The 26,062-nt window shown below is 62.2% G+C and carries 17 protein-coding genes, 1 tRNA gene and 1 pseudogene; 13 read left to right on the top strand and 6 right to left on the bottom strand.

Annotated features, from left to right (window positions below):
• Nucleotides 1-46 precede the first annotated feature (46 nt).
• The gene (locus tag ABH939_RS21130; protein WP_020905627.1) at nt 47-1,465 is read right to left on the bottom strand and encodes a DUF3662 and FHA domain-containing protein; all 1,419 of its coding nucleotides are present in this window, start codon (nt 1,463-1,465) and stop codon (nt 47-49) included.
• A 254-nt stretch (nt 1,466-1,719) separates the two neighbouring features.
• On the opposite strand from ABH939_RS21130, the gene ABH939_RS21125 reads away from it, so the two are divergent.
• A tRNA-Leu gene (locus tag ABH939_RS21125) sits at nt 1,720-1,805 on the top strand.
• A 53-nt stretch (nt 1,806-1,858) separates the two neighbouring features.
• On the opposite strand, the gene ABH939_RS21120 is transcribed toward ABH939_RS21125, so the two are convergent.
• A complete protein-coding gene (locus ABH939_RS21120; RefSeq protein WP_205907178.1) occupies nt 1,859-2,200 on the bottom strand; it encodes a hypothetical protein in 342 nt (113 codons plus the stop codon).
• 362 nt (nt 2,201-2,562) lie between these two features.
• Nucleotides 2,563-3,039, bottom strand: a complete 477-nt coding sequence (locus ABH939_RS21115) for a hypothetical protein (protein ID WP_290283649.1) — start codon at nt 3,037-3,039, stop codon at nt 2,563-2,565.
• A gap of 939 nt (nt 3,040-3,978) precedes the next feature.
• On the opposite strand from ABH939_RS21115, the gene hsdR reads away from it, so the two are divergent.
• The 5 genes and pseudogenes from hsdR to ABH939_RS21090 all read left to right on the top strand — a co-directional run bounded on the left by hsdR (nt 3,979) and on the right by ABH939_RS21090 (nt 11,098).
• Nucleotides 3,979-6,342 (top strand): EcoAI/FtnUII family type I restriction enzme subunit R, encoded by a 2,364-nt coding sequence (gene hsdR, locus ABH939_RS21110; RefSeq protein ID WP_404650081.1) that lies wholly within the window; start codon nt 3,979-3,981, stop codon nt 6,340-6,342.
• Nucleotides 6,343-6,354: 12 nt separating this feature from the next.
• Nucleotides 6,355-7,803 (top strand): N-6 DNA methylase, encoded by a 1,449-nt coding sequence (locus ABH939_RS21105; protein WP_404650080.1) that lies wholly within the window; start codon nt 6,355-6,357, stop codon nt 7,801-7,803.
• Nucleotides 7,800-9,563 carry a restriction endonuclease subunit S gene (locus tag ABH939_RS21100; protein WP_404650078.1) on the top strand — a complete coding sequence of 588 codons (1,764 nt, stop codon included), beginning with the start codon at nt 7,800-7,802 and terminating at the stop codon, nt 9,561-9,563. The genes ABH939_RS21105 and ABH939_RS21100 overlap by 4 nt, the downstream gene beginning before the upstream one ends.
• 600 nt (nt 9,564-10,163) lie before the next feature.
• Nucleotides 10,164-10,772: pseudogene (locus tag ABH939_RS21095) on the top strand (DUF4192 family protein); the annotation flags it as partial.
• Nucleotides 10,773-10,837: 65 nt separating this feature from the next.
• On the top strand, nt 10,838-11,098 hold the full coding sequence (locus ABH939_RS21090; RefSeq protein WP_404650116.1) for a hypothetical protein: 261 nt from the start codon (nt 10,838-10,840) through the stop codon (nt 11,096-11,098).
• 248 nt (nt 11,099-11,346) lie between these two features.
• Here the strand turns inward: ABH939_RS21090 and ABH939_RS21085 are convergent, their stop codons facing one another.
• On the bottom strand, nt 11,347-12,786 hold the full coding sequence (locus tag ABH939_RS21085; RefSeq protein ID WP_404650077.1) for a phytoene desaturase family protein: 1,440 nt from the start codon (nt 12,784-12,786) through the stop codon (nt 11,347-11,349).
• Nucleotides 12,787-13,342: 556 nt separating this feature from the next.
• Between ABH939_RS21085 and gltB the strand changes: the two genes are divergently transcribed.
• The 3 genes from gltB to ABH939_RS21070 all read left to right on the top strand — a co-directional run bounded on the left by gltB (nt 13,343) and on the right by ABH939_RS21070 (nt 20,466).
• Nucleotides 13,343-17,941 carry a glutamate synthase large subunit gene (gltB, locus tag ABH939_RS21080; RefSeq protein WP_042453347.1) on the top strand — a complete coding sequence of 1,533 codons (4,599 nt, stop codon included), beginning with the start codon at nt 13,343-13,345 and terminating at the stop codon, nt 17,939-17,941.
• Nucleotides 17,934-19,385, top strand: coding sequence for a glutamate synthase subunit beta (locus ABH939_RS21075; protein WP_003943594.1), 1,452 nt, complete (start codon nt 17,934-17,936; stop codon nt 19,383-19,385). Before gltB ends, ABH939_RS21075 begins: the two co-directional genes overlap by 8 nt.
• Before the next feature lie 184 nt (nt 19,386-19,569).
• Nucleotides 19,570-20,466: a cutinase family protein gene (locus ABH939_RS21070; RefSeq protein ID WP_007735797.1), complete on the top strand. Its 897-nt coding sequence runs from the start codon at nt 19,570-19,572 to the stop codon at nt 20,464-20,466.
• On the opposite strand, the gene ABH939_RS21065 is transcribed toward ABH939_RS21070, so the two are convergent.
• Nucleotides 20,467-21,018 carry a DUF732 domain-containing protein gene (locus tag ABH939_RS21065; protein ID WP_058227389.1) on the bottom strand — a complete coding sequence of 184 codons (552 nt, stop codon included), beginning with the start codon at nt 21,016-21,018 and terminating at the stop codon, nt 20,467-20,469.
• 213 nt (nt 21,019-21,231) lie between these two features.
• Here ABH939_RS21065 and ABH939_RS21060 point away from each other — a divergent pair, with 213 nt between their 5' ends.
• Nucleotides 21,232-22,104 carry a hypothetical protein gene (locus tag ABH939_RS21060; RefSeq protein WP_003943530.1) on the top strand — a complete coding sequence of 291 codons (873 nt, stop codon included), beginning with the start codon at nt 21,232-21,234 and terminating at the stop codon, nt 22,102-22,104.
• Nucleotides 22,105-22,253: 149 nt separating this feature from the next.
• Nucleotides 22,254-22,979 (top strand): hypothetical protein, encoded by a 726-nt coding sequence (locus tag ABH939_RS21055; RefSeq protein WP_404650076.1) that lies wholly within the window; start codon nt 22,254-22,256, stop codon nt 22,977-22,979.
• A 1-nt stretch (nt 22,980) separates the two neighbouring features.
• Here the strand turns inward: ABH939_RS21055 and ABH939_RS21050 are convergent, their stop codons facing one another.
• A complete protein-coding gene (locus ABH939_RS21050) occupies nt 22,981-23,883 on the bottom strand; it encodes an SDR family NAD(P)-dependent oxidoreductase (protein ID WP_003943614.1) in 903 nt (300 codons plus the stop codon).
• A 71-nt stretch (nt 23,884-23,954) separates the two neighbouring features.
• On the opposite strand from ABH939_RS21050, the gene ABH939_RS21045 reads away from it, so the two are divergent.
• Both ABH939_RS21045 and ABH939_RS21040 read left to right on the top strand, forming a co-directional pair.
• On the top strand, nt 23,955-24,245 hold the full coding sequence (locus ABH939_RS21045; protein ID WP_404650075.1) for a putative quinol monooxygenase: 291 nt from the start codon (nt 23,955-23,957) through the stop codon (nt 24,243-24,245).
• A 174-nt stretch (nt 24,246-24,419) separates the two neighbouring features.
• Nucleotides 24,420-26,039 (top strand): ABC transporter substrate-binding protein, encoded by a 1,620-nt coding sequence (locus tag ABH939_RS21040; protein ID WP_042453342.1) that lies wholly within the window; start codon nt 24,420-24,422, stop codon nt 26,037-26,039.
• The last annotated feature ends 23 nt before the right edge of the window (nt 26,040-26,062 follow it).

The following is a 26,062-nucleotide window of genomic DNA, read 5'->3' as shown; positions in this document are numbered from 1 at the left end:
GAATGTTCGATTGTTATCGGAAAAATCCTGGCGTCCGTTTCTCAGCTCAGAGAATGCGAACCAGAATCTCCGAGTGACCTGCGCGAATGATGTCGCCGTCTGCCAGCTGCCAGTCCTGGACCGGTGCTCCGTTGACGGTGGTGCCGTTCGTGGATCCCAGATCGGACAGCATCGCGGTGCGGCCGTCCCAACGGATGTCGATGTGGCGACGTGAGACGCCGGTGTCCGGGAGGCGGAACTGAGCTTCCTGGCCGCGGCCGATGACATTGCTGCCGTCGCGAAGCTGGAAGTGGCGTCCGCTGCCGTCTTCGAGCTGCAGGGTTGCCGTCAGGCTCTGGGCCGTCGGTGCGTAACCGCCCTGCGGCTGGGCATAGCCCTGCTGCGGGTAGGCCTGCGTCTGCTCGAAGTTGCCGCCCTGCTCGTAGCCGGCCTGCTCGTACGGCTGCTGTGTGTACGCCTGCTGGTCGTAGCCGCCCTGCTGGTAGCTCTGCTGGTCGTAGCCCGGCTGATCGTAGGACTGGCCGTTGTAGGGCTGCTGGTAACCCTGCTGGTCGTAGCCGCCTTGCTGGTAGCCCTGCTGGTCGTACCCACCCTGGTACGCCTGCTGGCCGTAGCCCTGCTGGTCGTACGGCTGCTGCTGGTAACCCTGCTGGTCGTAACCGCCGCCCTGCTGGTCATAGCCCTGCTGGTCGTAACCGGCCTGCTCGTACGGCTGCTGCTGGTTCGGGTACGCCTGCTGGTCGTAGCCACCCTGCTGCTGGTTGTAGCCCTGCTGGTCGTCGCCCGTGCGGTAACCGTCGCCGCGGTCGTAACCGTTCTGGTAAGGCGCTTCCTGGCCCTGCGGAGCGGCGTAACCGCCGTCGTCGTGGGAGTACCCGTTCCGTGCCGGCTGCTGCGGTTCGGGCTGGCGACCCGCCGGTTCGCGGCTTGGTTCGTAGCCTGAGTTCTGCGTCATGGGGCCGGCTCCTGGTTGTGACGGGACTGGATTGGAAACAGGGGGAACAATCGGTGCGGGTCGCTGAGGCGGCCGTTGTGGAGGCCGCGACGAAACCTGCGGAACATGCGACGGCGGTGATGCCTGCTCGGCGTCACCATCCGGGTCGACGGTTCCGCGGGTGCGGAACTGACCGGTGTGGAGCGTAGGCGAAGGCTCGAAGGTGACCGAGATGTCGCCGTACGTCTGCCAACCCTGATCGCGGATGAAATCCTGCAGGTGTCGGCTGAAAGCTTTTGTCGTCAGTTCGCGATCTGCTGCCAGCTCTTCGTGATCGGAGTTGTTGATGGTGATCACGTAGTTGTTGGGGGCGAGAAGGATTCCGCCGCCGAGGTGCTCGACGCGGTCACGTGCCTCCTGCTGGAGCGCCGCCTCTACTTCCTGCGGCACAACACCACCACCGAAGACCCGCGCGAATGCGTCGCCGACAGCTCCTTGGAGCTTTCGTTCGAAACGCTGCACGATGCCCATCGGGCCCTCCTCTCGCCTCGCATCTACGACAGCAAAATGCTCGGCAAGTAGCGCCGGCACCGCCTTGTCGCGTGTCGTCCAAACTGCTGTACAGGTTCCACGGTACTGTCAAATGACGCTTCGGCAGTACCTGGCCGCTGTTTCAGCATGGTATCGGTTCTGGGCTTTCGGGTGCTCGGTGTTCATCGATTCGTGCCCTGAGCTGCACGAATAGAACTTTCAAAGTTTGTCGTGATAATGTTTCGGCGTTGCTCGGGCGAGTGGCGGAATGGCAGACGCGCTGGCTTCAGGTGCCAGTGTCCTTCGGGACGTGGGGGTTCAAGTCCCCCTTCGCCCACCACAAGACGAGGCTACAAACTCTAGCGAGTTTGTAGCCTCGTTTTTTGTTGTCGGCTATCTGGCCGCAGCCTCAATGAAGCTCAGAACGAAGTCCAGTGCGGTGCCCGCAAACGAGTCGTTGACGGGTTGAGTGGCCGCGGCGGGCGCAGTGATCTGCGGGTTCATCATCCCTGGCGGCAGTGTGCCGGGTGGGAGATTGATGATGGCGTTGATGTCGTAGATGGTGTTGTCGGGACCGTTGGTCACCGCGAAAGAGATACTGCCGAAGTCGGCGACCGGAGTGTCGGCCGATGCAGTACCAACTGCGCTGCCGAAGGTGATCGCGGCAGCGAGCGCGCCGACACCGAGGGCGGCGGTGGTCCGGGACAAGCGAGTAGGCGTTGCGGGTCCATTCACAGATGTGCTCCCTTTCGTGGTGACAGCATCCGTGCGCGGGATGCCAAGCAGCCAGGAGATTGCAACCACTATCGAGGAAGATAACGGACAATCACGTCATGGCGGGGCGGTTCGGCACCGGTTGCTTGGACAACGGATCTGAGTCGATTCTCAAGTCGAGCGAGGACTGCGCGCGAGTTTTCGCGTGAACGAAGGCCCTTTAATAGGTAGCCTAGATTTTTCGTGAATGAACCATCAGTTTTGGACACGGGGCCAGGAATATCTTCGTTCTGGTGGCCAGAATCTTCTCCCGTGTTTCAAATATGGTCGTTTATGAACCATCCGATAGAGAGTTCGGAAATGATTGCTGCGTCAAAATCGAGCTACAGGGAGTCAACGATGTCCTTGACTTTTTCTCCATCACTCGATGAGAGTCCTTCGTTGATCTGCACGAAGATCAACGCATTTTCCGAACCGTAGCGGTGTGGTCCGGCCAGAAAAGCGGCATCGGCATAGCTTTTTACTGTTTTGTGGTACAAGTCGGCATTGTCGAAGATCATGACGGTTCCGCCTTCGCCCGGCACCGAGGGGAGATCGAAATCGTAGGCACCGGTTGCTGCCACTGCGAGCCCCGTGGTGCTTCCTGGTACGCAGTTCTTGCCGATGCCGGCGTCTTCGATTTGTGAACACACACTTGCTGGCGTCGTAGCTCCAGAGGAGGCGGATGTAGCTTCAGCGGAGGTAGTCGTAATTTCATCGGAGGAAGCCGCAGCACCATCGGAGGAATCGGACGAACAACCCGATACGACGAGAAGCGCGGCAGTAGCAGAGACAGCGGCAAAGATCTTCAACGAGTTCATAGGTCTCTTCTTCAGATCGCCAATTATGGCGGTGTTAATGAGAACTTCACTTAAGCAGATAAGTCCGACAGGTTTCAGCCGACGCACCGAACAACGGGTGCGATCGAACGTTCGCGCGCAGATTTGAAAGACTCATCCCATCCGACGCCGAGTTCGGTGCATTTCTCTGGATCCTCCACAGCTGATACTCGAACGGGTCGACCTTCCCGTGAATCGGACCTTCGACAACATCCAAATAGTTCACCCGCACTTGCACATGGCAAGTGCGGCGTGCCCCGTAGGTCAGGGCCTTCCTCAGTCTGTGGACCGGCGGCCGATAACCGTCCCTTATGTCAGGTCGAAGGCCGTCCGGCCACCGGTCCGACACAATACGATCGATGATCGGCGAGAAATCCTCGAATTCAGCGACATCTACCACCAGTTCGCTGTCCGAACAGTTCGTGGTGATCGCGGGCGGTCACCTCGGACGGCCCGGATGCCGATCTGCGGAAATGATTGCGAGACTGGGCCGAAGCCAACCAGCAAAAGGGTTCCGACGGGCGTGGGCGGACCTGCGGGCGCTGGCTAGGTGATCAACAAGAAGAAGGTTCAGCGCCTCTGGCGTGAGGAGTCGGTGCCAGGGTCACCTCGATCACTGAGGCTCATGCGCCGAAAGTGTTGTGGGCTATTGACTTTCAGCTCGACTCCACGGCGGATGGGCGGAAGTTCAAGATTGTATCGATGGTCGGCGAACACACCCGACAATCGGAACGGTATCCGGGGCCGCCGACAACCTTTCGACGCAGCAGGCCAGGCTTCGCACCGGTTCATGCACTCTCGCCGCGGGCGAATCGCCCGGTGAATCCGACAATCAGGATCGGGTATCGAAAATTCCGGGCAGTCGCCCCGAATGTCGTCTGGTCCGCCTAATAGGATCACGACCATGATGGTGATGACGGCGTGAGCGAACTCGGCAAGAAGGCATTGAAGGAGACCGAGATCCGTACTCGGTACATCACGCCTGCCATCATGCGCGCGGGCTGGGACCCCGAGAAGAGTCAGATGCGCGAGGAATACACAATCGCGCCCGGCAAGATCGTGGTACGCGGCAAACTCCACGCGCGCGAGACCTCTAAGTCTGCCGACTACGTGCTGTTCCTCAAGCCGGGCTTGCCACTGGCTGTCGTCGAGGCCAAGGACAACAAACACAGCCTTGGTGCCGGCATGCAGCAGGCACACGGCTACGCAGAACGCCTGGACGTGCCATTCGTGTTCAGCTCGAACGGTGACGGCTTCCTGTTCCACGACCGAACCGTCACCTCCGGTGATATCGAGCGCGAGTTAACCCTCGACGAGTTTCCCTCGCCAGAGGAGTTGCATCGCAAGTGGCTCGCGTGGAAGGGCATCGAGCCTGACACCGCCGAGTCCCAGGTCATCGAGCAGGACTACTATTTCCAGGGCAAGGAGCTGCGCTACTACCAGCTCCAAGCGGTGAACCGGACGGTCGAGGCAGTAGCACATGGGCAGAAGCGAGCACTGCTCGTCATGGCCACCGGCACCGGCAAGACATTTACCGCCTTCCAGATCATCTGGCGACTTTGGAAGTCCAAGCGCGCTAAACGGGTGCTGTTTCTCGCGGATCGCAACATCCTGATCGACCAGACTCGGGTCAATGACTTCAAGCCGTTCGGCAACGCGATGACCAAGATCACCAACCGCACGGCCGACCCCGCCTTCGAGATCTTTCTCGCCATCTATCAGGCAATCACCGGCACTGAGGACACACAGAACATCTACAAACAGTTCTCGCCCGACTTCTTCGACCTCATCGTGGTCGATGAGTGTCACCGGGGAAGTGCCCGGGAAGACGCCCAGTGGCGCGAGGTGCTCGACTACTTCAACGGCGCCGTCCAGATCGGTCTCACTGCGACCCCGAAGGAGACCTCCGACACCTCGAACATCACCTACTTCGGCGAGCCGGTTTTCACCTACTCGCTCAAACAGGGCATCGACGACGGATACCTCGCGCCATACAAGGTCGTGCGCATCGACATCGACAAGGATGTCGCCGGCTGGCGCCCAGAGGATGGAAAGACGGACAAACACGGCCAGGTTATCGAAGACCGGATCTACAACCAGCGTGACTTCGACCGCCGCCTGGTCCTTGAGCAGCGCACCAATTTAATTGCGAAAAAGGTAACGCAGTACCTCGCGGAGTCTGGCGACCGGTACGCCAAGACCATCGTGTTTTGCCAGGACATCGACCACGCCGAGCGGATGCGCTCGGCGTTGGCGAATGAAAACAGTGACTTGGTAGCTAAGAACCGCAAGTACGTCATGCGCATCACGGGTGACGACACCGAAGGTAAGGCCGAGCTCGACAACTTTATCGACCCCGAATCGCGCTACCCGGTAATCGCGACGACCAGCGAGCTGATGTCTACAGGCATCGACGCTCAGACCTGCAAGGTCATTGTCCTGGATCAGTCGATCAGCTCGATGACCAAGTTCAAGCAGATCATCGGCCGCGGGACTCGCATCAACGAAGAGCACGGCAAGTTCTACTTCACGATTATGGACTTCCGCCGAGTTACGGAGTTGTTCGCTGACCCAGACTTCGATGGAGCGCCGGTAGTCATCTATACGCCGGGTCCGGACGATCCGGTCGACCCGCCGGATGGCCCCGACACTTTCGGCCCTGATAATCCCAATCCACCTGTGATCGACCCTCCGGTCGATCCGTCGGACCTCCCCGGACCGCGCACGAAGTACGTGGTCGGTGACGTGCCCGTCGTACTCGTGGCCGAGCGCGTTCAGTACATGGGTCCGGATGGAAAGCTCATCACCGAGAGACTCACCGACTACACCCGCAAACGGGTTCACGATGCCTACCCGACTCTCGACGCCTTTCTGACACGCTGGAGTCAGACCGAGAGCAAGCAGGCGGTTGTCGATGAGCTACGAAATCAGGGTGTGTTCTTCGAGGCACTCGCCGAGGAGGTCGGCAAGGACTTCAGCCTCTTCGACCTTGTCTGCCACGTCGCCTTCGACCAACCGCCACTGACCCGCCGCCAGCGTGCCGACAACGTACGCGCCACCGGCTACTGGGCCAAGTACTCCTCCAAGGCCCAAGCGACGCTCCAGGCGTTGCTCGATAAGTACGCTGACGAGGGCGTCGAGCCGGACCACAATGCGCGAATCCTCCAGATCCATCCGTTCATCGACATCGGCACCCCGATCGAGATCGTCGGCCAGTTCGGGGGCAAGCTTGAGTACGACTCCGCCGTCGAAGAGCTGGAGCAGCACCTCTATACGGCAGGGTAGTAAGGAATATTTGTGAGCAATATAAGCGGGATCGTGAAGTCGATCCAGGACATCATGCGCCAGGACGCCGGTGTCGACGGCGACGCACAGCGGATCGGTCAGCTCGCCTGGATGTTCTTCCTCAAGATCTTCGACGACCGCGAAGCCGAGACCGAACTCCTCAACCCCGACTACATGTCGCCCATCCCGACAAACCTTCGCTGGCGCACATGGGCGGCACCGAAGGAAGGCATCACCGGTGACACCCTGCTCACCTTCGTCAACAACGACCTGTTCCCGACGCTCAAGCAGTTCGCTGAGACGTCGACAACAGGCCGCGCGAGCATGGTCGGCAATGTCTTCCAGGATGCCTTCAACTACATGAAGAACGGCACCCTGATCCGGCAGGTTGTCAACAAGATCAACGAGATCGACTTCAACAGCTCCGAAGACCGGCACATGTTCGGCGACATCTACGAGCAGATCCTCAAGGACCTCCAGAACGCGGGAAACAGCGGCGAATACTATACGCCCCGTGCTGTCACCCAGTTCATGATCGACATCCTCGGACCGAAACTTGGTGAGACGGTACTCGACCCTGCCTGCGGCACCGGAGGCTTCCTCACCGGAGCGATCGAGCACGTCCGTGCGAACCACGTGAAGACACCCGACGACGAAGCGCGGCTTCAGCATTCGATCCGTGGAGTGGAGAAGAAGCAGCTGCCGCACCTGCTGTGCACGACGAACATGCTCCTGCATGGTATCGACGTGCCGACCAACATCGCCCACGACAACACGTTGAGCCGGCCGCTGCGTGACTACGGCAACGCAGACCGCGTCGATGTCATCCTGACCAACCCGCCGTTCGGCGGTACCGAGGAACCGGGCATCGAGAACAACTTCCCGCAGGCCTACCGCACCCGAGAGACAGCGGACCTGTTCCTCGTGCTCATCGAGCATCTACTCAAGGATGGTGGCCGCGCTGCCGTCGTCCTGCCTGACGGCACTCTGTTCGGTGACGGCGTTAAGGCACGTATCAAGGAGAAGCTGCTGACGGACTGCAACCTGCACACCGTGGTCCGGCTCCCGAAGGGGGTGTTCAACCCGTACACGAGCATCGCGACAAATCTCTTGTTCTTCACCAAGGGTCAGCCCACGACCGAGATTTGGTACTACGAGCACCAGTACCCGGCGGGCTACAAGAACTACTCCAAGACAAAGCCGATTCGCATCGAAGAGTTCGAAGCAGAGAAGGCGTGGTGGGGCAACCGTGTCGAGTCCGAGGTCGCGTGGAAAGTCTCGATCGACGAGATCAGGGGCAACTGGAACCTCGACATCGCCAACCCCAACAAAGTGGACGCCGAGCACCGTGACCCCGATGAATTGCTCAAGGAGTACGAGGAGCTCCTGGGCGAGATCGACGCAACCCGGACCAGTCTTCGCGACGCGTTGGTTGCCGCGATCGAAGATGGGCTGAAGTGAATAAGCAGACCTTCGTCGATTCGTTCGGTCACCTCGCCGATGCGCCGGGCGGTGTCGACAAGCTCCGACGGCTGATTCTCGACCTCGCGGTCCGGGGGAGTCTCACAGACCAAGAACCAGCCGATGAACCTGCTGCCGCACTGCTCAAGCGAATTACGGACGAGCGCGCGCGACTGGTTTCTGAGAAGCAAATCCGAGCCTCCAAGCGACCGGGTCCGGTCCCGGAAAACGAAGTACCCCACCAGCTTCCCTCGGGGTGGCTTTGGGTTTGGCTGACGGATGCGCTGATCAAGCTGACCGACGGTACGCACCATTCGCCACCGAATGGTCCGAGCGGTGATTTCGCGTACGTATCCGCTAAGAATGTCAAGGACGGCTACATGCGCCTTGACGCTCTCACGTACGTATCTACGAGTGACCATGCCGAGATCTGGGCGAGGTGCGACCCAATGCCGGGTGACGTCCTATTCGTAAAGGACGGAGCGACCACTGGAAACGCCGCGCTCGTCGAGTTGGAAGCGCCCTTCAGCATGCTGTCGAGCGTCGCCCAGTTACGCCCAGGATCCGGCTTATCGGACCGATATCTGCTGATTGCAATGAGGTCCCCTACCGTTCGGGACGAGCTCCGTCTCGGGATGAAGGGCTCTGCTATCACCAGAACGACACTTACGAAGCTCGGCAAGGTCCTACTTCCACTGCCGCCTGCGGCTGAGCAGCAGCGCATCGTCGACCGTGTCGACGAGCTCATGCGCCTGTGCGACGAGTTGGAAGAGCAGCAAGGCACTCGGGTCGTGGCTCGCTCGACGCTGACCGCCGCGTCCCTACACCGGGCCGCGGTAGCGGACTTCGCTGACGACCTGCGAGCGGCAACAGGGGCTTTCGCCGACAATATCGGCCTCCACCTTGCTCCGGGTGAAGGCGACCTCGCTGCTCTGAAGCGTGTACGCACGGCAATACTCGATCTTGCCGTTCGCGGACGGTTGACTCACCGAGACCCCGGCGATATGCCCGCTACGGAACTCCTCAAACGGATCGCAGTCGAACGAGACCAACTCGTCAAGGCAAAGGAGATCCGCAAGCCGAAGAAGTTCTCCCCAGCGGTGCCGAGTGAGGACATGGTCGCGCTTCCTGAGGGATGGACGTGGGCGCGGGCCAATGAGTTCTTCATCGCCAGTGACTCGGGCTGGAGTCCCCGGTGCCTCGTCGAACAGGCGGGTCCCGGTGAGTGGGGAGTACTCAAAACGAGCGCCGTTTCACGAGGGGTGTTCGACAACGTTGCAAATAAGAAGCTTCCACGGGCCCTTGAGCCTCGGCCGCAACTGGAGGTTCAACCGGGCGAGTTCGTGATGATTCGAGCGAGCGGTTCTAAGGGCCTAGTCGGTCGAGGGGCCATCGTGACCGAAACCGAGTCACACTTGATGCTCTCGGACAAGCATATTCGGTTGTCCTTCCTCTCTGAGGCATCGACCCGCTACTGGGCGATCTTGAACGACAGCACCGAGGTACAGCGCTACTACTCGGCCGAGTCCTCCGGAACCAGCACGATGAGCAACGTGACCCGGGATCGAATCGGAGCCTTGGCAGTTCCGGTTCCTCCACTAGGTGAGCAAGTGCGGATTGCGGAAACCGTGGATGCGCTCTTTGCTCTCTGCGACGAGATTGAGCAGCAGCTCTTGGTTGCAAAAACACTCAGCCGAGACCTAGGGTCTTCGGTCGTCGCCCACGCAACCTCCGCCGATGGGGGGAACTCAGCGGCGTGAAGTGACGGGGCAGCCTCTCCTCGCCAGAGCTTGCCAAGCCCAGGGGTGTGGTGTAACGAGGTCTGACGGGCTGTCTCATTTCCTTCTTATTTCCTTGGAATTGAAAGCTCAGCGCCGGCCAAGTCCGTGACCTGCTCGGCGATGCAGACCAGCGCCCGATACTGCGTCTTGTCGGCAGCGAGGACTGACGGCCGGGGCATCGCCTGCCCGGCGGCCGGCCACCTTCGGTGTCCCCCGAAATGAACTCCGCTGCGCTCCGTTCTGCGAAAAGCATTGATTTGTTTTCACTTCTGGCCTTCCGATTCTCGTCGGTGACCTGCGCGCAACCCCTGGCGGCGCAAGCGCCGGCCGATGGCTCCGAGAAATTTTCGCCCCTCGCACGCTCCCGTCAAAATTTTCTCGGCCCAGGGGTGGCGCTCCGGCCCCCTCATGCCGACGCGATTCTCCTTTGCCAGAAGGCGAAAAAATTGGCGGGGCACGAGGCCCGGTCACTGTCACAGCAAGGGGAGCGACATGCAGAACATCCGTTTGAGGACCGCCACCGACGTCTTGGCCGCAATCCCGGCGTTGCTCGGATTCGTCCCCGTCAATTCCGTCGTGATGATCGCTCTCACCGGATCACCGGCCACCCTCGCGTTCGTTGCGCGCACCGATGTCGTCGGTGCCGATGCGGCAGCCGACTACAGCACCGCACTCGCGCAAGCTGCAGCCGCGTCCGTTATCTGGGTTGTCGTCGGCGCCGGTCCGGTGGCCGCCGCCGGACTCGATCAGATCGAGGCGGCTCAGCGCGAGCTCGACAGCAGGGGAATCCGCAGCGTCCGCACCCTTGTCGCCGAGTCTCTCGAGGTCGGAGCGGAGTGGTTCGACACCAACGGCGAGGAGAGTGGCCGCACCGCCGACCCGATCCTGTCGGAGGTCAGCATGAACCGAATCATGAGCGGACGTCAGACGTCGAGCAGCCGCGCCGAGATCGAAGCCCGTTACCGCGAGGACACGGCCGCCGACATGGACGCCGCCCGCGCCGCCGCAGCCGAGCAGGGTGAGGACTTCGCACGAAACATGATCACGGAAATCGCCGCAGTCGTGCGCAATTTCGAGGTTCCCAGTCTCGATCTCGCCGCCCGCGCCGGATTGTGCGCGGCAGCGGACCCGCACCACCGCGACGCCATGATCGGAATCGTCACGATCAGCCCGCAAGCCGCAGCGGACGCCTTCGCCACCATCGCCGCGCACCTACGCGGAAACTACCGAGTCCAATCCTCACCCTTGCCGGGTTGGCCGCATACGTCGACGGCGACGGAGCCGCCGCCGGAATTGCGCTCGATGCCGCGAGCGCCTTCGGCGGCGACCCCAGCCTCACGACGTTGCTCAAGCTGCTCGACTCGTCCCGCACGGCCGGAATCAAGCCGGAGGCGATCGCCGAACTTGCCACCATCGGCGTCGAGGTGGCGAGGTCGATGGGAATCGACCTCCGCGCCGGGCTTCCCATGGTTGTCTTCAATCCCGATAACGAACGCGCCGCCGTCTACGCTTAGTGACGCAAGGTCTCTTGCTAGTCCTGTATTTGCGCCAGCGCTCTTGGGAGGAAGCAGCTTCTTCAGCTCAACCCAATGGGTTTCATCAAGGATCCCGTCCGCAGTCGCGCTGACAATGTCGTCCCAACCAGACGGGGTGAACCTAGGCTTTTGCGGACCGAGGTAGAAAGAGTAAGTCATCGAACAATGATGACGCACAGTTCAGATAACACCTACGTGTCCGAAATGTCGTCCCCATCGGGGACGCCTCAACGCCGAGACTTCAGTGCTGCCTGCGCAGCATTGAACCCACCCATCCCGTGGACCCCGCCGCCCGGCGGAGTTGCGGACGAGCAGAGGTAGACGCCCGGGTCGCCGGTGGCATAGGGGTCCAGTCCGAACCGGGGGCGCGCGATGATCTGCCGCGCAGTGTTCGCCCCCGCGGAGATGTCGCCGCCCACATAGTTGGGGTTGTACGCCTGCATCTGCGGCACATTGCGCACGTGGACGCCCACGACCCGGTCCCGGAACCCCGGCGCAAAGCGCTCGATCTGACGCGTGACCGCATCGGTGGCGTCACCCGGATAGCCATGCGGTACATGCGCATACGCCCACACGGGATGGATGTCTCCGACGGAACGGGAAGGGTCGGCCAAGAACTGCTGGCCCAACAGAATGAAGGGCTTGTCCGGCATCTGACCCCGAACGGTCTGGCGTTCGACAGCAGCAGTTTGCGAAATCGTCCCGGACAGATGCAGGGTGCCGGCCTTGCGGGCATGCGGATTCGTCCACGGCACGACGCTTCCGTCGGAGTCACCACGCACGGCGTAGTCGACCTTGTATGCGGCGGTGCCGTAGCGGAATTTGCGGTAGGCCCGGGCAATGCGGTCGGGCTGCCGACCGTCGAGCAGACGACCGGCAGCGTCGGGTGCGATGTCGAGCATGACGATGTCGTAACCGGCGATCTGGGAGTAGTTGGTGACCCAGTTCCCGGTTTCGATGGTGCCACCGAGGCTGCGCAGGATCGACGCGAGGGCGGCTGCAATTGAGCCCGAACCACCTTGCGCGACAGGCCAACCGTGAGCATGAGCGGCCGCAGTGAGCATCGAGCCGACAGCACTGGAGAGTGGAAGGGTCAGCGTCCCGAACATGTGCGCCGCGACGCCACCGAACAATGCCCGCGCCTGTGGGGTCTTGAACATCCGCGCGAAACCCGTCGCGGGAAGCAGAGCGCCCGTCCCGAAACGGGCGAGCATCAGCGGGTGCTTCGGGACGTGGACGATCGGCTGGAAGACGTCCTGCACCAACTCGTCGAAGTTCTCGGAGAGGTATCCGAAGACGTCGAGCCACCTCTTACCGTCGACACCCAGTCCCTCAGCGGTCCGGTTGATGTCGCGCCACAGAACCCCGGCGGTGCCGTCGTCGAGTGGATGGACCAGATCGATCTCGGGCCACAGCCACGTCAGGCCATGCTTGGCGAGCCCGAATTCGCGGTCGAGTTCCTTGAAGTAGGGAGAAGCCAAAGCGGTGGGATGGAAGGCGGAGCAATCGTCGTGGACGAGCCCGTCGACTATGTATTCGCTACTGCGGGTGCCACCGCCGATCTTGTCCGCACCCTCGATGACATGGACGTCGATTCCGGCGCGGGCGAGTTCGATCGCCGCCGCGAGACCGTTGGGGCCACTGCCCACCACTACTGCTGTTGTCATTTGCGCTTCGCCACCCGTCTTCTCAAGGGTGAGCCTACGGAAATTACAGCGATGGCATTCTGCGAGCAAATAATTCAGGCCTAGACCTTGGTTGATCGATCAACTTTTGTTACAGTTCGAGGCGCACTGGCCGCAGCTGATTCTTATCGCTGCGGCCAGTTGTTGCATTCATCGCCCATCGCGCCTGTTTCCTGCGGATTCGGTATCCTGTGAATCGGAACTTCTCTGCACAGACGCAGCTCCGAAATCTGTCGAGGGGCCTTCTGGCTCCCTGCATCGCCGCAGTTCAGAGCAATTATAGGGCTACCTTAGTTGCGCCCGTGCCGGGGTTCTGAATTATCGTTTTCGTTACACGGTTGACTCACAAAAGTTTCAACCGACCGAAGACTCACGTCGCCGGGTGCCAGAACGCACACCATCGCGTCTGCGCAGGGCGGCTACTTCGGTGGTACCGAACACATCGTCGTGTCGGTGCTTTGAAGGACTTGCATTGCAAGTTGATGGCCATCAGCGCTGCTGGTCGTCGGTGCATCTTTATGGCATACGAAGGCTGGGTATGAAGCAACTTCCAGGCCCCCAGGGCCTCTATCACCCGTCCAATGAGCACGACTCCTGTGGAGTCGCATTTGTTGTCGACATGCATGGTCGCCGCAGCAGGGACATCGTCGAAAAGGCGATCACCGCTCTGGTCAACCTCGAGCATCGCGGCGCTGCCGGATCAGAACCCAACACGGGTGACGGTGCGGGCATTCTGCTGCAGGTTCCCGACAAGTTCTTCCGAGCTGTCGTGGACTTCGCGCTGCCCGCCGAAGGCGCGTACGCAACCGGTATCGCATTCCTCCCGCAGGGCGATGCCGATGCACACGAGGCTGCTGCTGCAGTCGAGAAGATCGTCGTCGAAGAGGGCCTGAAGGTTCTCGGCTGGCGCGAGGTCGGAACCGACGACTCCTCGCTGGGCGCACTGGCGCGCGACGCGATGCCGACGTTCCGTCAGATCTTCATCGGCTCTGAAGGTGACAAGTACACCGGCATGGATCTCGAGCGTCGTGCATACGTGGTGCGTAAGCGCACCGAGCACGAACTCGGCTCCGAAGGTGCCGGCAAGGGTGGCCCGGGTAGCGAGACCGTGTACTTCCCCAGCCTGTCCGGCCAGACGTTCGTCTACAAGGGCATGCTCACCACCCCGCAGCTCAAGGGTTTCTACCTCGATCTGCAGGACGATCGTGTCGAGAGCGCACTGGGCCTGGTCCACTCGCGCTTCTCCACCAACACGTTCCCGTCGTGGCCGCTGGCGCACCCGTTCCGACGGGTCGCTCACAACGGTGAGATCAACACCGTCACCGGCAACGAGAACTGGATGCGCGCTCGCGAGTCCCTCATCGACAGCGACGTCTTCGGTGGCCGCGAGAACCTGGACAAGATCTTCCCGATCTGCACCCAGGGCGCCAGTGACACCGCTCGTTTCGACGAGGTGCTCGAGATGCTGCACCTCGCCGGCCGCAGCCTGCCGCACGCAGTTCTCATGATGATCCCGGAAGCCTGGGAGAAGCACGAGAGCATGGACCCCGCTCGTCGGGCGTTCTACGAGTACCACTCGGCTCTCATGGAGCCCTGGGACGGACCGGCGTCGGTGTGCTTCACCGACGGCACCGTCATCGGCGCCGTGCTGGACCGCAACGGTCTGCGTCCGTCGCGTCTGTGGATCACCGAAGACGGCCTCGTCGTCATGGCGTCGGAGGTCGGCGTTCTGCCGATCGATCCGTCCACCGTGGTCCGCAAGGTCCGCCTCCAGCCCGGCCGCATGTTCCTCGTGGACACCGCGCAGGGCCGGGTCATCAGCGACGAGGAACTGAAGAACGAACTCGCTGCCGAGCACCCGTACCAGCAGTGGATCGACGAAGGTCTGATCCACATGGACGACCTGCCGGACCGTCCGTACACGTACATGTCGCACGAGCGCGTCGTCCTGCGTCAGCAGCTCTTCGGTTTCACCAACGAAGAGGTCAACCTGCTGGTCAAGCCGATGGCTCTCTCCGGTGCCGAGGCTCTGGGTTCGATGGGTACCGACACTCCGATCGCCGTGCTCTCGTCACGTCCCCGGATGCTGTTCGACTACTTCTCGCAGCTCTTCGCTCAGGTCACCAACCCGCCTCTCGACGCGATCCGTGAAGAGGTTGTCACCAGTCTCGGCGCGACCATCGGCCCCGAGGGCGACCTGCTGCACCCGAATGCGGACTCCTGCAAGCAGATTGCGCTCCCGCAGCCGATCCTGCACAACGACGACCTGTCGAAGCTCGTTCACGTCAACGACGACGGCGAATTCCCGGGCTTCCGCAGTGTCGTTATCCGTGGCCTGTACCCCGTCAAGGAAGGCGGCGACGGTATCCGTCGTGCGCTCGAGGGCATCAAGTACCAGGTCTCGCAGGCAATCGAGGGTGGCGCACGCATCGTCGTGCTCTCGGACCGCGAGTCCACCGAGGACTACGCGCCGATTCCGTCGCTGCTCCTCACCTCGGCTGTGCACCACCACCTGGTTCGTGAGAAGTCGCGCACCAAGGTCGGCCTCATCGTCGAGGCCGGCGACGCCCGCGAGGTGCACCACATGGCGCTCCTCATCGGCTTCGGTGCCGCAGCGGTCAACCCGTACATGGCTTTCGAGACCATCGACGAGTTCCTGCAGAACGGCGAGCTCGAGGGTCTGACCCTCGAGAAAGGCATCGCGAACTACATCAAGGCAGCCGGCAAGGGTGTCCTGAAGGTGATGTCCAAGATGGGCATCTCGACGCTCGCGTCGTACACCGGTGCTCAGCTGTTCCAGGTCATCGGCCTCTCACAGGAGCTGACGGACGAGTACTTCACCGGTCTGCAGTCGCAGCTCGGTGGCATCGGCCTCGACCAGATCGCAGCCGACGTCCAGGCACGTCACGCCGTCGCATACCTCGATCGCCCCGAAGAGCGCGCTCACCGCGAGCTCGAGGTCGGCGGCGAGTACCAGTGGCGTCGTGAAGGCGAGTACCACCTGTTCAACCCGGACACGGTCTTCAAGCTCCAGCACGCAACTCGCACAGGTCAGTACGAGGTGTTCAAGGAGTACACGACCATGGTCAACGACCAGTCGGAGCGTCTTGCCGCTCTGCGTGGTCTGTTCGACTTCAACATCGGCAAGCGGCCGTCGATCTCGATCGACGAGGTCGAGCCGGCCAGCGAGATCGTCAAGCGTTTCTCGACGGGTGCGATGAGCTACGGCTCCATCTCCGCCGAGGCTCACGAGACTCTCGCCATCGCGATGAACCGTCTGGGCGCCCGCTCCAATTCCGGTGAGGGCGGCGAACATCCGTCGCGCTTCACGCCGGACGAGAACGGCGATCTGCGTCGCAGTGCCATCAAGCAGGTCGCGTCGGGACGCTTCGGTGTCACCTCGCACTACCTGAGCAACTGCACCGACATCCAGATCAAGATGGCGCAGGGAGCCAAGCCCGGTGAGGGCGGCCAGCTTCCGGCTCACAAGGTGTACCCGTGGGTGGCCGAGGTTCGGCACTCCACGCCTGGCGTCGGGCTGATTTCGCCGCCGCCGCACCACGACATCTACTCGATCGAGGATCTCGCTCAGCTGATCCACGACCTGAAGAACGCCAACCCGCAGGCCCGCATCCACGTGAAGCTGGTCTCCGAGGTCGGCGTCGGAACCGTCGCGGCCGGTGTCTCCAAGGCACATGCCGACGTCGTTCTGATCTCCGGTCACGACGGTGGCACCGGTGCCACCCCGCTGACCTCCGTCAAGCACGCGGGCGCACCGTGGGAACTCGGCCTCGCCGAGACCCAGCAGACGTTGCTGCTCAACGGTCTCCGAGACCGCATCGTCGTGCAGGTCGACGGCCAGCTCAAGACGGGTCGCGACGTCGTCGTCGCTGCCCTGCTCGGCGGCGAGGAGTTCGGTTTCGCCACCGCACCGCTGGTGGTCTCGGGCTGCATCATGATGCGCGTCTGCCACCTCGACACCTGCCCCGTCGGTGTCGCGACGCAGAACCCGTTGCTGCGTCAGCGTTTCAGTGGCAAGCCGGAATTCGTCGAGAACTTCTTCATGTTCATCGCCGAAGAGGTTCGCGAGCTTCTCGCGGAACTCGGCTTCCGCACGCTGCTCGAAGCCGTCGGCCAGGTCGACATGCTGGACACCACGCGCGCTCTCGATCACTGGAAGGGAAGCAAGGCAGGCAATCTCGATCTGTCGCCGATCCTCACCCAGGTCGAGTCCGCGTTCATGGACCAGGACGTCCACTGCACCGGCACGCAGGATCACGGTCTCGACAAGGCACTCGATCAGCAGTTGATCGTCTCGGCCCGCAACGCACTCGACAAGGGTGAGGCGGTCTCCTTCGAGTCCGCGATCACCAACGTCAACCGCACGGTCGGCACCATGCTCGGCCACGAGGTCACCAAGGCGTTCGGTGGAGAGGGCTTGCCCGAGGGCACCATCGACATCACGTTCACCGGTTCCGCCGGTAACAGCTTCGGTGCTTTCGTGCCCAGCGGTATGACCCTGCGCCTGCACGGCGACGCCAACGACTTCGTCGGCAAGGGTCTCTCGGGTGGACGCATCGTCGTACGCCCGCCGCTCGATGCAGCGGAAGGCTTTGTCGCCGAAGACAACATCATCGGTGGCAACGTCATCCTTTTCGGCGCCACCAGCGGCGAGGCTCTGCTTCGCGGTGTCGTCGGCGAACGCTTCGCAGTCCGTAACTCCGGCGCCACTGCCGTCGTCGAGGGTGTGGGCGATCATGGTTGCGAGTACATGACGGGTGGAAAGGTGGTCATCCTCGGAGCCACCGGACGTAACTTCGGCGCCGGCATGTCCGGTGGCGTCGCGTACATCTACAACCCCGACAAGGCATTCGAAAAGAACCTCAACACCGAACTGGTGGACCTCGAGGATCTTTCGGGCGACGACTTCACCTGGTTGAAGGGCGCCATCGAACGTCATCGCGACGAAACCGGCTCCGAGGTTGCAACGCGCATCCTCGCTGACTGGTCGCAGCAGGTGGGTCACTTCGCAAAGGTGATGCCCCGCGACTACAAGAAGGTTCTTTTGGCCATCGCGGCCGCAGAGAAGGATGGCAAGAACGTGGACGAGGCAGTTATGGAGGCAGCTCGTGGGTGATCCAAGCGGCTTCCTGAAGCACACGTCGCGCGAACTTCCGGTTCGCCGGCCGGTGCCGTTGCGCCTGCTCGACTGGAAAGAGGTCTACGAGGAGTTCCCGAAGGAAACCCTCAAGACCCAGGCCAGCCGTTGCATGGACTGCGGAATTCCTTTCTGCCACAACGGTTGCCCTCTCGGAAACTTGATTCCCGAGTGGAACGACCTGGTCTACAAGGACCACTGGCACGACGCCATCGAGCGTCTGCACGCGACCAACAACTTCCCGGAGTTCACCGGTCGACTGTGCCCCGCACCCTGTGAGGCGTCCTGTGTCCTGGGCATCAACCAGGATCCGGTCACCATCAAGCAGGTCGAGGTCGAGATCATCGACAAGGCCTTCGACGAAGGGTGGGTCAAGCCGGTTCGCGCCGCGCACGCCACCAACAAGAAGGTCGCAGTTGTCGGCAGTGGTCCGGCCGGTCTGGCTGCAGCGCAGCAGCTGACCCGCGCCGGTCACGCAGTGACGGTCTTCGAGCGGGCAGACCGCATCGGCGGCCTGCTGCGCTACGGCATCCCCGAGTTCAAGATGGAGAAGCGGCACATCGACCGCCGTCTCGAGCAGATGGAAGCCGAAGGCACCGTCTTCAAGACCAACGTCAATGTCGGCGTGGACATCACCGCGGACGAGCTGCGTGAGCAGTTCGACGCAGTGGTTCTGGCCGGCGGCGCCACGGCAGCTCGCGATCTTCCGATCCCGGGCCGCGAACTGGACGGCATCCACCAGGCGATGGAGTTCCTGCCGATCGCCAACCGCGTGCAGTTGGGTGACCTCGACGCTCCCACCATCACCGCTGAGGGCAAGAAGGTTGTCATCATCGGCGGCGGCGACACCGGAGCGGACTGCCTCGGCACCTCGCACCGTCAGGGTGCGGCCAGCGTCCACCAGTTCGAGATCATGCCGCGTCCGCCGGAGACTCGCGCCGAGCAGACTCCGTGGCCGACGTACCCGCTCATGTTCCGCGTGGCTTCGGCTCACGAGGAGGGCGGCGAGCGTCTGTTCTCCGTCAACACCGAGAACTTCGTCGGTGAAAACGGCAAGGTCACCGGACTCAAGGCTCACGAGGTCGAGATGAAGTCGGGTCGCTTCGAGAAGGTCGAGGGCTCGGACTTCGAGCTCGAAGCCGATCTCGTGCTCCTGGCCATGGGCTTCGTCGGTCCCGAGAAGCCGGGTCTGCTCACCGATCTCGGTGTCGACTTGAACGAGCGTGGCAACGTCGCCCGCACGTCGAAGTGGAACACCAACGTCGACGGCGTGTTCGTGGCCGGCGACATGGGCCGCGGCCAGTCCCTGATCGTCTGGGCCATCGCCGAGGGACGTTCCGCAGCAGCCGCTGTGGACACCTACCTCGAGGGTGTCACGGCCCTTCCGTCACCGATCCACCCGACAGCGGCTCCGCAGCGCTAGAGGCTCTCACAAAGCCGCACCCCACCGCATTCGGTGGGGTGCGGCTTTGTTTCTGCAAGCAATTCGCACGATCTGTAACAAACCTTCATCAATCGTGCATCGGACAGACACAACGCCCAGACAGTATGATTCCGGAGCACCGATAGTGGTGTATGGGTTGCTGAAGGTAAAACTGGGGAGTTTCATGCGTGCGAGGCGTCTCGTTGCGGTGTTGTCGGCACTTGCTGCGGCAGTAGTGGTACCGGTTGTCAGTGCTCCCGTGGCGTCGGCTGATCCCTGCCCCAGCCTGTACGTCGTGGCCATCCCGGGAACGTGGGAGCCCTCGGGCACCAGGCCCGGCGCCGGCATGCTCGCCCCGGTGACCAACGGGCTTCCGGGCTCCGTTCGCACCGATTACGTCACCTACTCGGCGACGGCCTTCCCGTGGGAGTCCAACGTCTACGCCAAGTCGAAGCAGCAGGCTGTCGACAATGCCCGCGGCATGATCGGCGCCATGGCCGCCTCGTGCGGTGACACTCGCTTCGCCATCGTCGGATACAGCCAGGGTGCCGACGCGGCAGGCGATCTCGCAGCAGAGATCGGAACCGGCATCGGCGTGGTCCCCCCGACTCGCGTCGAGGGCGTCGGCTTGCTGTCAGATCCCCGTCGTTCCGAGTCCGACGTCCTGATCGGCCCCGCTGTCGGCGGTAACGGTGCCAGCGGCCCTCGCATCGGTGGATTCGGTTGGCTGTCAGGCAAAACGGTGACGCTCTGCGCGGTCGGTGACCTGTACTGCTCGACGCCGAAGGACGATTTTGTGATGCGCCTGGCCGGATTCATGGCTCAGGCGTCCGATCCCACTCCGGCCAGTGCGCTCGCGCTGCGCGACGAAGCGGCCGTGATCGTCAACGATCTGATCACCGCAGGCGGGCTCCCCGCTCTGATGGCCCAGCTCGATCCGGGCGCGAATTCGCGTCGCATCGATCAGCTGGTCGACTTCTACGGCTCGCAGGTCCACACCGACTACACGCGTTACGTCGTTGACGGCGCAGGCAATTCGGCTACATCCTGGCTGCACGGCTGGTTGGCCGGCAAGGCCTGATCAGCAGTACGTCTGCTCCGCCGTGTCGACGTAGATCTCGGCAATGCGCTGCGAGGACATCGGCGTGATCTGTGAGTACACCTCGCCGACGGAGTTGAACTCCGCCAGCACTTCGGACCGAGGCATACCGTCAGCGAGAGCCTTGCAGGTGCCGTCGGCGTAGAGGATCTCGGCGGAATCCATTCCGGCGGGAGGGATCCCGGCCAGACGCAGCGCGGCGATGTACCGCTGTCCCTTCTCGCCGGCGTTCGCGACGATCTCTTCCGGTGAGCGTGCATCGATTGGTGCGTTCGCCGGTGGCGCTACCGGTAGTGATACCGCCGGTGGCGTCGATTCGACGACGCTCGGCGCGGCTTCCGGTGTTGTTGCGGCGAGCGGGCTGGTCGGCAGCTCGGAAAGCGTACTGGGGGCAGTCGAACTCGACGTCGCCGCGACCGACGTGCTGGTGGCAGCAGAAGTGGATTCCGATGCGTCGCTGTCGGATTGGCTGCTGCAGCCGCTGAGGAGTAGGCCCGCTGCCGCGACGCAGAGGACCAGTCTGTTCGTGTTCATCACCCGTGAGTGTTACACACCGTACCGCTTATTTTGTCCGTTTTAAGGAAACTCCCTTTTGCCCTGTTTTTAAGTCGAAGTCCTGTGATATACATCTGTTCAGTTGTTACTTGTGAGTAGGAGCACACCGCAAAGACCTTGTCGGCGGCGGTCGAAACACAAGCAATGACTGCGAGTTTCGTCCCCCATCACATAAACGGCAGGGAGAAATCAGTGCAGAAATCTCACAAGAACGGCAACAGACGTCTCGGCACGCGCGTGGCCGTCATTGCAGGTACCGCAGGTGCGGTCCTCGCGTTCGCGGCGCCGATGGCCTCGGCTCAGGATCCGGTCGACAATTCGATACCCGGTGCCGCAGTGTGTCCGGCTACTGCCGAATCCTGTGTGTCGGTTGTGGTTCAGAGCGGAACCTTCGACAACAACGGCTTCAACCTCCCGATCGGAAAAGGCGACATGATCATCGCCGCCGAGGCCGGCTCCGGTGAAGGTGAGTCCACCGTTCTTCTCCCGCGCGACGACGGACACCACGGTGTCTACTCCAAGCCGTTGACCGTTCCGGGTGGAGTCCTCGGAATCGACCTGCCGTTCGGCAATCTGTTCGGCCTCGCCGCAGTCACCGCCGAGGTGGAGGCGACCGCTGCCCCGACCCTCAACGGCATCATCACCGACATGGATCTGAGCATCCCGGTGCGGATGAAGATCAACAACGCGTTCCTCGGCGACAACTGCTACCTGGGCTCCGCGGCTGCGCCGGTGAATCTTCGTCTCGCGCCTGACCCGTCGGTGGTACCGACCTACACGGTGCTCCCGGACAATGCACTGAAGGTGAGCCCGGTCGGGAACCAGGCCACCGGCTTCGCGCTGCCCGCCGCCAGTGGTTGCGGACCGTTCGGAGTGCTGAACCCGATCGTCAACTGGCGAGCAAAGGTACCGGCCACGTCGGGAACCTCGCTCAGCACGATCTCCGACGCCTACCTGTACCCGGGCGGCCTCACCGGTAGCGATCCTCTCGACGATCTCGGTGGCGGAACAGGATCCAGCGGTTCCAGTGGCTCGAGCGGTTCGTCCGGAAGCTCCGGTTCCTGAAAACTCGGATGCCTTGAAGCAGCGGTGGTGGCGGAATGTCACCACCGCTGCGGCGTCCGACCTGTAATAACCTGTGCCTCAGGGTGGGCGAAGGCGGACTCCATCAGGAGCACCTGCGCGGCCACGAAATCACAGGGGAGTCCTCAAACATGTTTCGAGACAGCGTTCTTGCGAGTCCGGTCCTGCGCCGGGGTGTGACGGCACTGGCAGTTGCGGCTGCAGCCACCATGTTTGTCGGTACTGCAGCGACGGCGGAGCCGGCAGCAGTTGTCGGTGAGGTGTCCGCGGACTCCATCGCGGCAGCCCGCACTCAGGCCATCGGAACGACGGTCACCGTCGTGGGAACCGCGACTACGCCGTCGGGAGTGTTCGAATCCAGCTTCTACGACAAGGGCTTTGGTCTCCAGAGCGGCAATTCGGGCATCTACATCAGCGATCCGAACAACTCCGGGATTGCTCTCGGCGATCAGGTTCAGGTCACCGGAGTCCTCGCGGATCAAGAAGGCCTGCTCGTCGTCCGCCCGACTGCCGTCGAGGTAATCGGCACGACTACCCAGATCAGTCCGGCACGACTGCCCCTCAATGCAATCGGTGAAGGCAGCGAGGGTCGTCTCGTGACGGTGTCCGGAATCGTGAGCGGACCCGTCGTCGACGATCTGCCGTACGGCCACAAGATCCTGGTCTCGGGCGCCGAGGGAAACACCGTCATCTTCGTCAACACCCAGACCGGAATCGACGTCGACGCCATTGCAGTGGGACGCCCGATCACCGTCACCGGCTTCAGTGGCCAGTACGCCAGCACCTACGAGATTCTTCCCCGTTCGGAAGCCGATGTGCAGCAGGGCTTCACGGGCAGCCTGAGTTTCGGAAGCTGACCTAGATCTCGAACCGAGCTCCGACGCGCATCGACCCGGGAGACAACCGGCTGATCGTGCGTCCGAGCTTGGCTTCGACGGTCACGGGTACGACGGCCTTGTTCGTGCGAACCGCTTTCACGATGGCACTGGCGACTCGGTCAGGCGTGAAGTTGCGCTTGCGGTAGAAGTTGTCGACCTTGGTCTGGTTCTCGAGCTGCTCCTCGGCGGTGGTCCCGGCGAACTCGGTGGTCTTGAGGATGTTCGTGTGAACGAGGCCAGGGCAGATGGTGCTGACGCCGATGCCGTGTGGAAGCAGCTCTGCCCGTAGGCAATCCGAAAGCATGAATACCGCTGCTTTGCTGGTCGAATACGCAGTGAGCGCCTTCTGTGGTGTGTACGCGGCGGCCGAGGACAGGTTGACGACGTGCCCTCCTGTTCCCCGGTCGATCATCATCGGGGTGAATGCCCGGCAGCCGTAGACAACTCCCCAGAAGTTGATGTCCATGACGCGCTCGAACTGGCGCTGCTCGGTGTCGGCGAACGTTCCCGAGAACCCGATTCCGGCGTTGTTGACGACGATGTCCGGTACGCCGTGATGTGCCGCGACGGTCTCCGCGAACCGAATCACGGCCTGTTCGTCGGACACGTCCACCTGATAGGCGTGGGCACCGCCACCGAACACCGCTTCGGCGCCGCCGGCTTGCGAAGGGATGTTTACAAGTGCCGCAGTGTCCTGCGCGCTTTCGAGATTGATGTCGGAGACCACGACGATAGCTCCCTGGGCGGCGAAGGCGAGGGCCGTTTCACGCCCGATGCCGCTGCCCGCACCGGTGATCACCACCAGCGTGCCGGTGAGATCGCGCAGTCGACGCTGCAACTTCGTTCCGCGTCGCCAGCCGGTGACGTCCTTCAGTAGCCCCATTGGTTGCCCTTTTCGTGTGTACGTTTGTGGCGTGTGTCTCTAGCTGACTTCCCCTCTGCGAAAGGTATCCGATGAGCGAGCTTCGTGTAGTTGCAACCATCCCGGCCAAGTCCGGTTCCGAGGACGACGTCCGATCGGCTCTGACAACTCTCGCGGAGGCGAGTCGGTCCGAGGACGGCTGTGTGTCGTACGAGTTGTTCGAGTCAGCGGCTGCGCCCGGCACGTTCGTCACGATCGAAACTTGGCGCGGGCAGGAGGAGTTGGACGCTCACATGCAGTCCTCGCATCTACAGGCCGCCCTGGCCGCTGCCGGACCACTTCTCGACGGCGCTCCGGCGATTCATCCGTTGAAAGGCGCCTGAATCAGAATGAATTCCTGACCTTCGCTAAGGGTCCGACCTGCGAATGTCGCTCGAAAACTGACCAATCGTCGCGCTTCATTCCACTGAGCGAGACCTGCGACTAATACCTGTGCCTTAAGTCACAAACTGTCTCGACAATGCTTCACATCACAGTTTCTGACCTGGAGGTTTTGAATGAGTCGCAGTTCTCGGCGCGGTCACCGCAAGGTTGCCGCCGTCGCGCTGGCAGTCTCCGCCGGCCTGTTCGTCTCGTCGTGCGCTGACAGCGGGAACGGGGGTGGGAGCGGCGACGCACCGGACTCCGGTTCGGGATTGTCCATCGGCCCGGTCAACGAGCAGTCCGGCGAGGGCGATCCGGTCAAGGGCGGCACCCTCACGTTCAGCGGGTACTCCGCCGTCACCAATCTCGATCCGGCGAAGACTCAGATCGCCGGTTCGGTCGCCGGTTCGGAGTTGGGCGCGATCTACGACACGCTCCTGCGGTACGACCCGGCATCCAAGGAATTCGTTCCGAAGCTCGCAGAGTCGATGGAGCCGAGTTCCGACTTCAAGACGTGGACCCTCGAACTGCGTGACGGTGTGAAGTTCAGCGACGGGACGCCGGTGGATTCGGCGGCCGTCTCGGCGAGCCTCAATCGCTACGTCACCAACAAGGGACCGCAGTCGAGTCTGTACGCGTCGAAGGTCGCGTCGGTAGACACTCCGGATCCGTCGACGGTCGTCTTCAATCTCGTCGACCCGTGGACCGGTATCGAGTCACTGCTCTCGACGGGCCCCGGCATGATCGTCGCGCCGAGCGCCCAGCAAGGTGATCAGTTCACCCCGATCGGCGCGGGTGCCTTCACCCTCGAGAAGTTCGCTCCCAACGAGGAATTGATCCTCGACGCTCGGGAGGACTACTTCGACGGTGCCCCGAACGTGGACAAGCTGCGGTTGATCAGCATCGTCGGTTCGCAGTCCACCACCGAATCGCTCAAGAGCGGCGGCACGGACGTCGCGTACATGCGGTCGCTACCGAACGTGCTGGATCTGATCGACTCCGGCTACCCGGGCTTCGTCGACATTCCGTCGCTGTCGTACCTGTCGCTGGTGAACACGGCACCCGGTCGTCCCGGTGCCGACGTGCGCATCCGTCAGGCATTGGCGCTCGCAACCGATCCCGTCGCACTCGACAACCGACTCAACGAGGGCAAGGGTCTGCCCGGGCAGGTCATCTTCCAGGACACCTCTCGCTGGCACAACGACGTCGCTCCGATCGGCGTCGACACCGCCAAGGCGAAGCAGCTTCTCGACGAGGCCAAGGCTGACGGTTACGACGGCAAGATCACATACCTGACGCTGCAGGAGAATTCGGCGCAGGCGATGGCTCTCGCACTGCAGTCGATGGCCAACGCCGTCGGATTCGATTTCCAGATCGAGTACGTCAACTCGGTTGCCGACGTCGTCAAGCGTTTGTACGCCGACCGCGACTTCGACATGGCAACAGGTTCCGCCAGCCTCGCGGAAGCCGATCCTTTCGAGCGTCTGTACTCCAATCTCAAGTCGGGTGGACGGAACAACGCCACGAGCTTCTCCGACCCCGAGATGGATACGCTGCTCGATCAATTGGGTGTCGCGACGTCGACCGACTCGAAGATCGAGGTGCTCGCCAAGATCCAGGAGCGCGCCAACGAGGTTGTGCCGTGGCAGGTTTACGGCAACACCCCGTGGCTCGGTGTGTGGGGACAGAACGTCCACGGCATTCAGCAGAGCCTGGACGGAATCATGTTCTTCGACAAGGCCTGGAAGAACTAGACACCTGAATGACTGACTGGACC

This window comes from Rhodococcus sp. 27YEA6, from assembly GCF_044908235.1.
Classification (GTDB): Bacteria; Actinomycetota; Actinomycetes; order Mycobacteriales; family Mycobacteriaceae; genus Rhodococcus_F; species Rhodococcus_F qingshengii.
This window is presented reverse-complemented; position numbering and strand designations above follow the sequence as displayed.

Coding starts and splice junctions, on each gene's coding strand:
- ABH939_RS21130 (WP_020905627.1), bottom strand. CDS start 1,465: ATGGGCATCGTGCAGCGTTTCGAACGAAAGCTCCAAGGAGCTGTCGGC.
- ABH939_RS21115 (WP_290283649.1), bottom strand. CDS start 3,039: ATGAACTCGTTGAAGATCTTTGCCGCTGTCTCTGCTACTGCCGCGCTT.
- ABH939_RS21085 (WP_404650077.1), bottom strand. CDS start 12,786: ATGACAACAGCAGTAGTGGTGGGCAGTGGCCCCAACGGTCTCGCGGCG.
- gltB (WP_042453347.1), top strand. CDS start 13,343: ATGAAGCAACTTCCAGGCCCCCAGGGCCTCTATCACCCGTCCAATGAG.
- ABH939_RS21070 (WP_007735797.1), top strand. CDS start 19,570: ATGCGTGCGAGGCGTCTCGTTGCGGTGTTGTCGGCACTTGCTGCGGCA.
- ABH939_RS21065 (WP_058227389.1), bottom strand. CDS start 21,018: ATGAACACGAACAGACTGGTCCTCTGCGTCGCGGCAGCGGGCCTACTC.
- ABH939_RS21055 (WP_404650076.1), top strand. CDS start 22,254: ATGTTTCGAGACAGCGTTCTTGCGAGTCCGGTCCTGCGCCGGGGTGTG.
- ABH939_RS21050 (WP_003943614.1), bottom strand. CDS start 23,883: ATGGGGCTACTGAAGGACGTCACCGGCTGGCGACGCGGAACGAAGTTG.
- ABH939_RS21045 (WP_404650075.1), top strand. CDS start 23,955: ATGAGCGAGCTTCGTGTAGTTGCAACCATCCCGGCCAAGTCCGGTTCC.
- ABH939_RS21040 (WP_042453342.1), top strand. CDS start 24,420: ATGAGTCGCAGTTCTCGGCGCGGTCACCGCAAGGTTGCCGCCGTCGCG.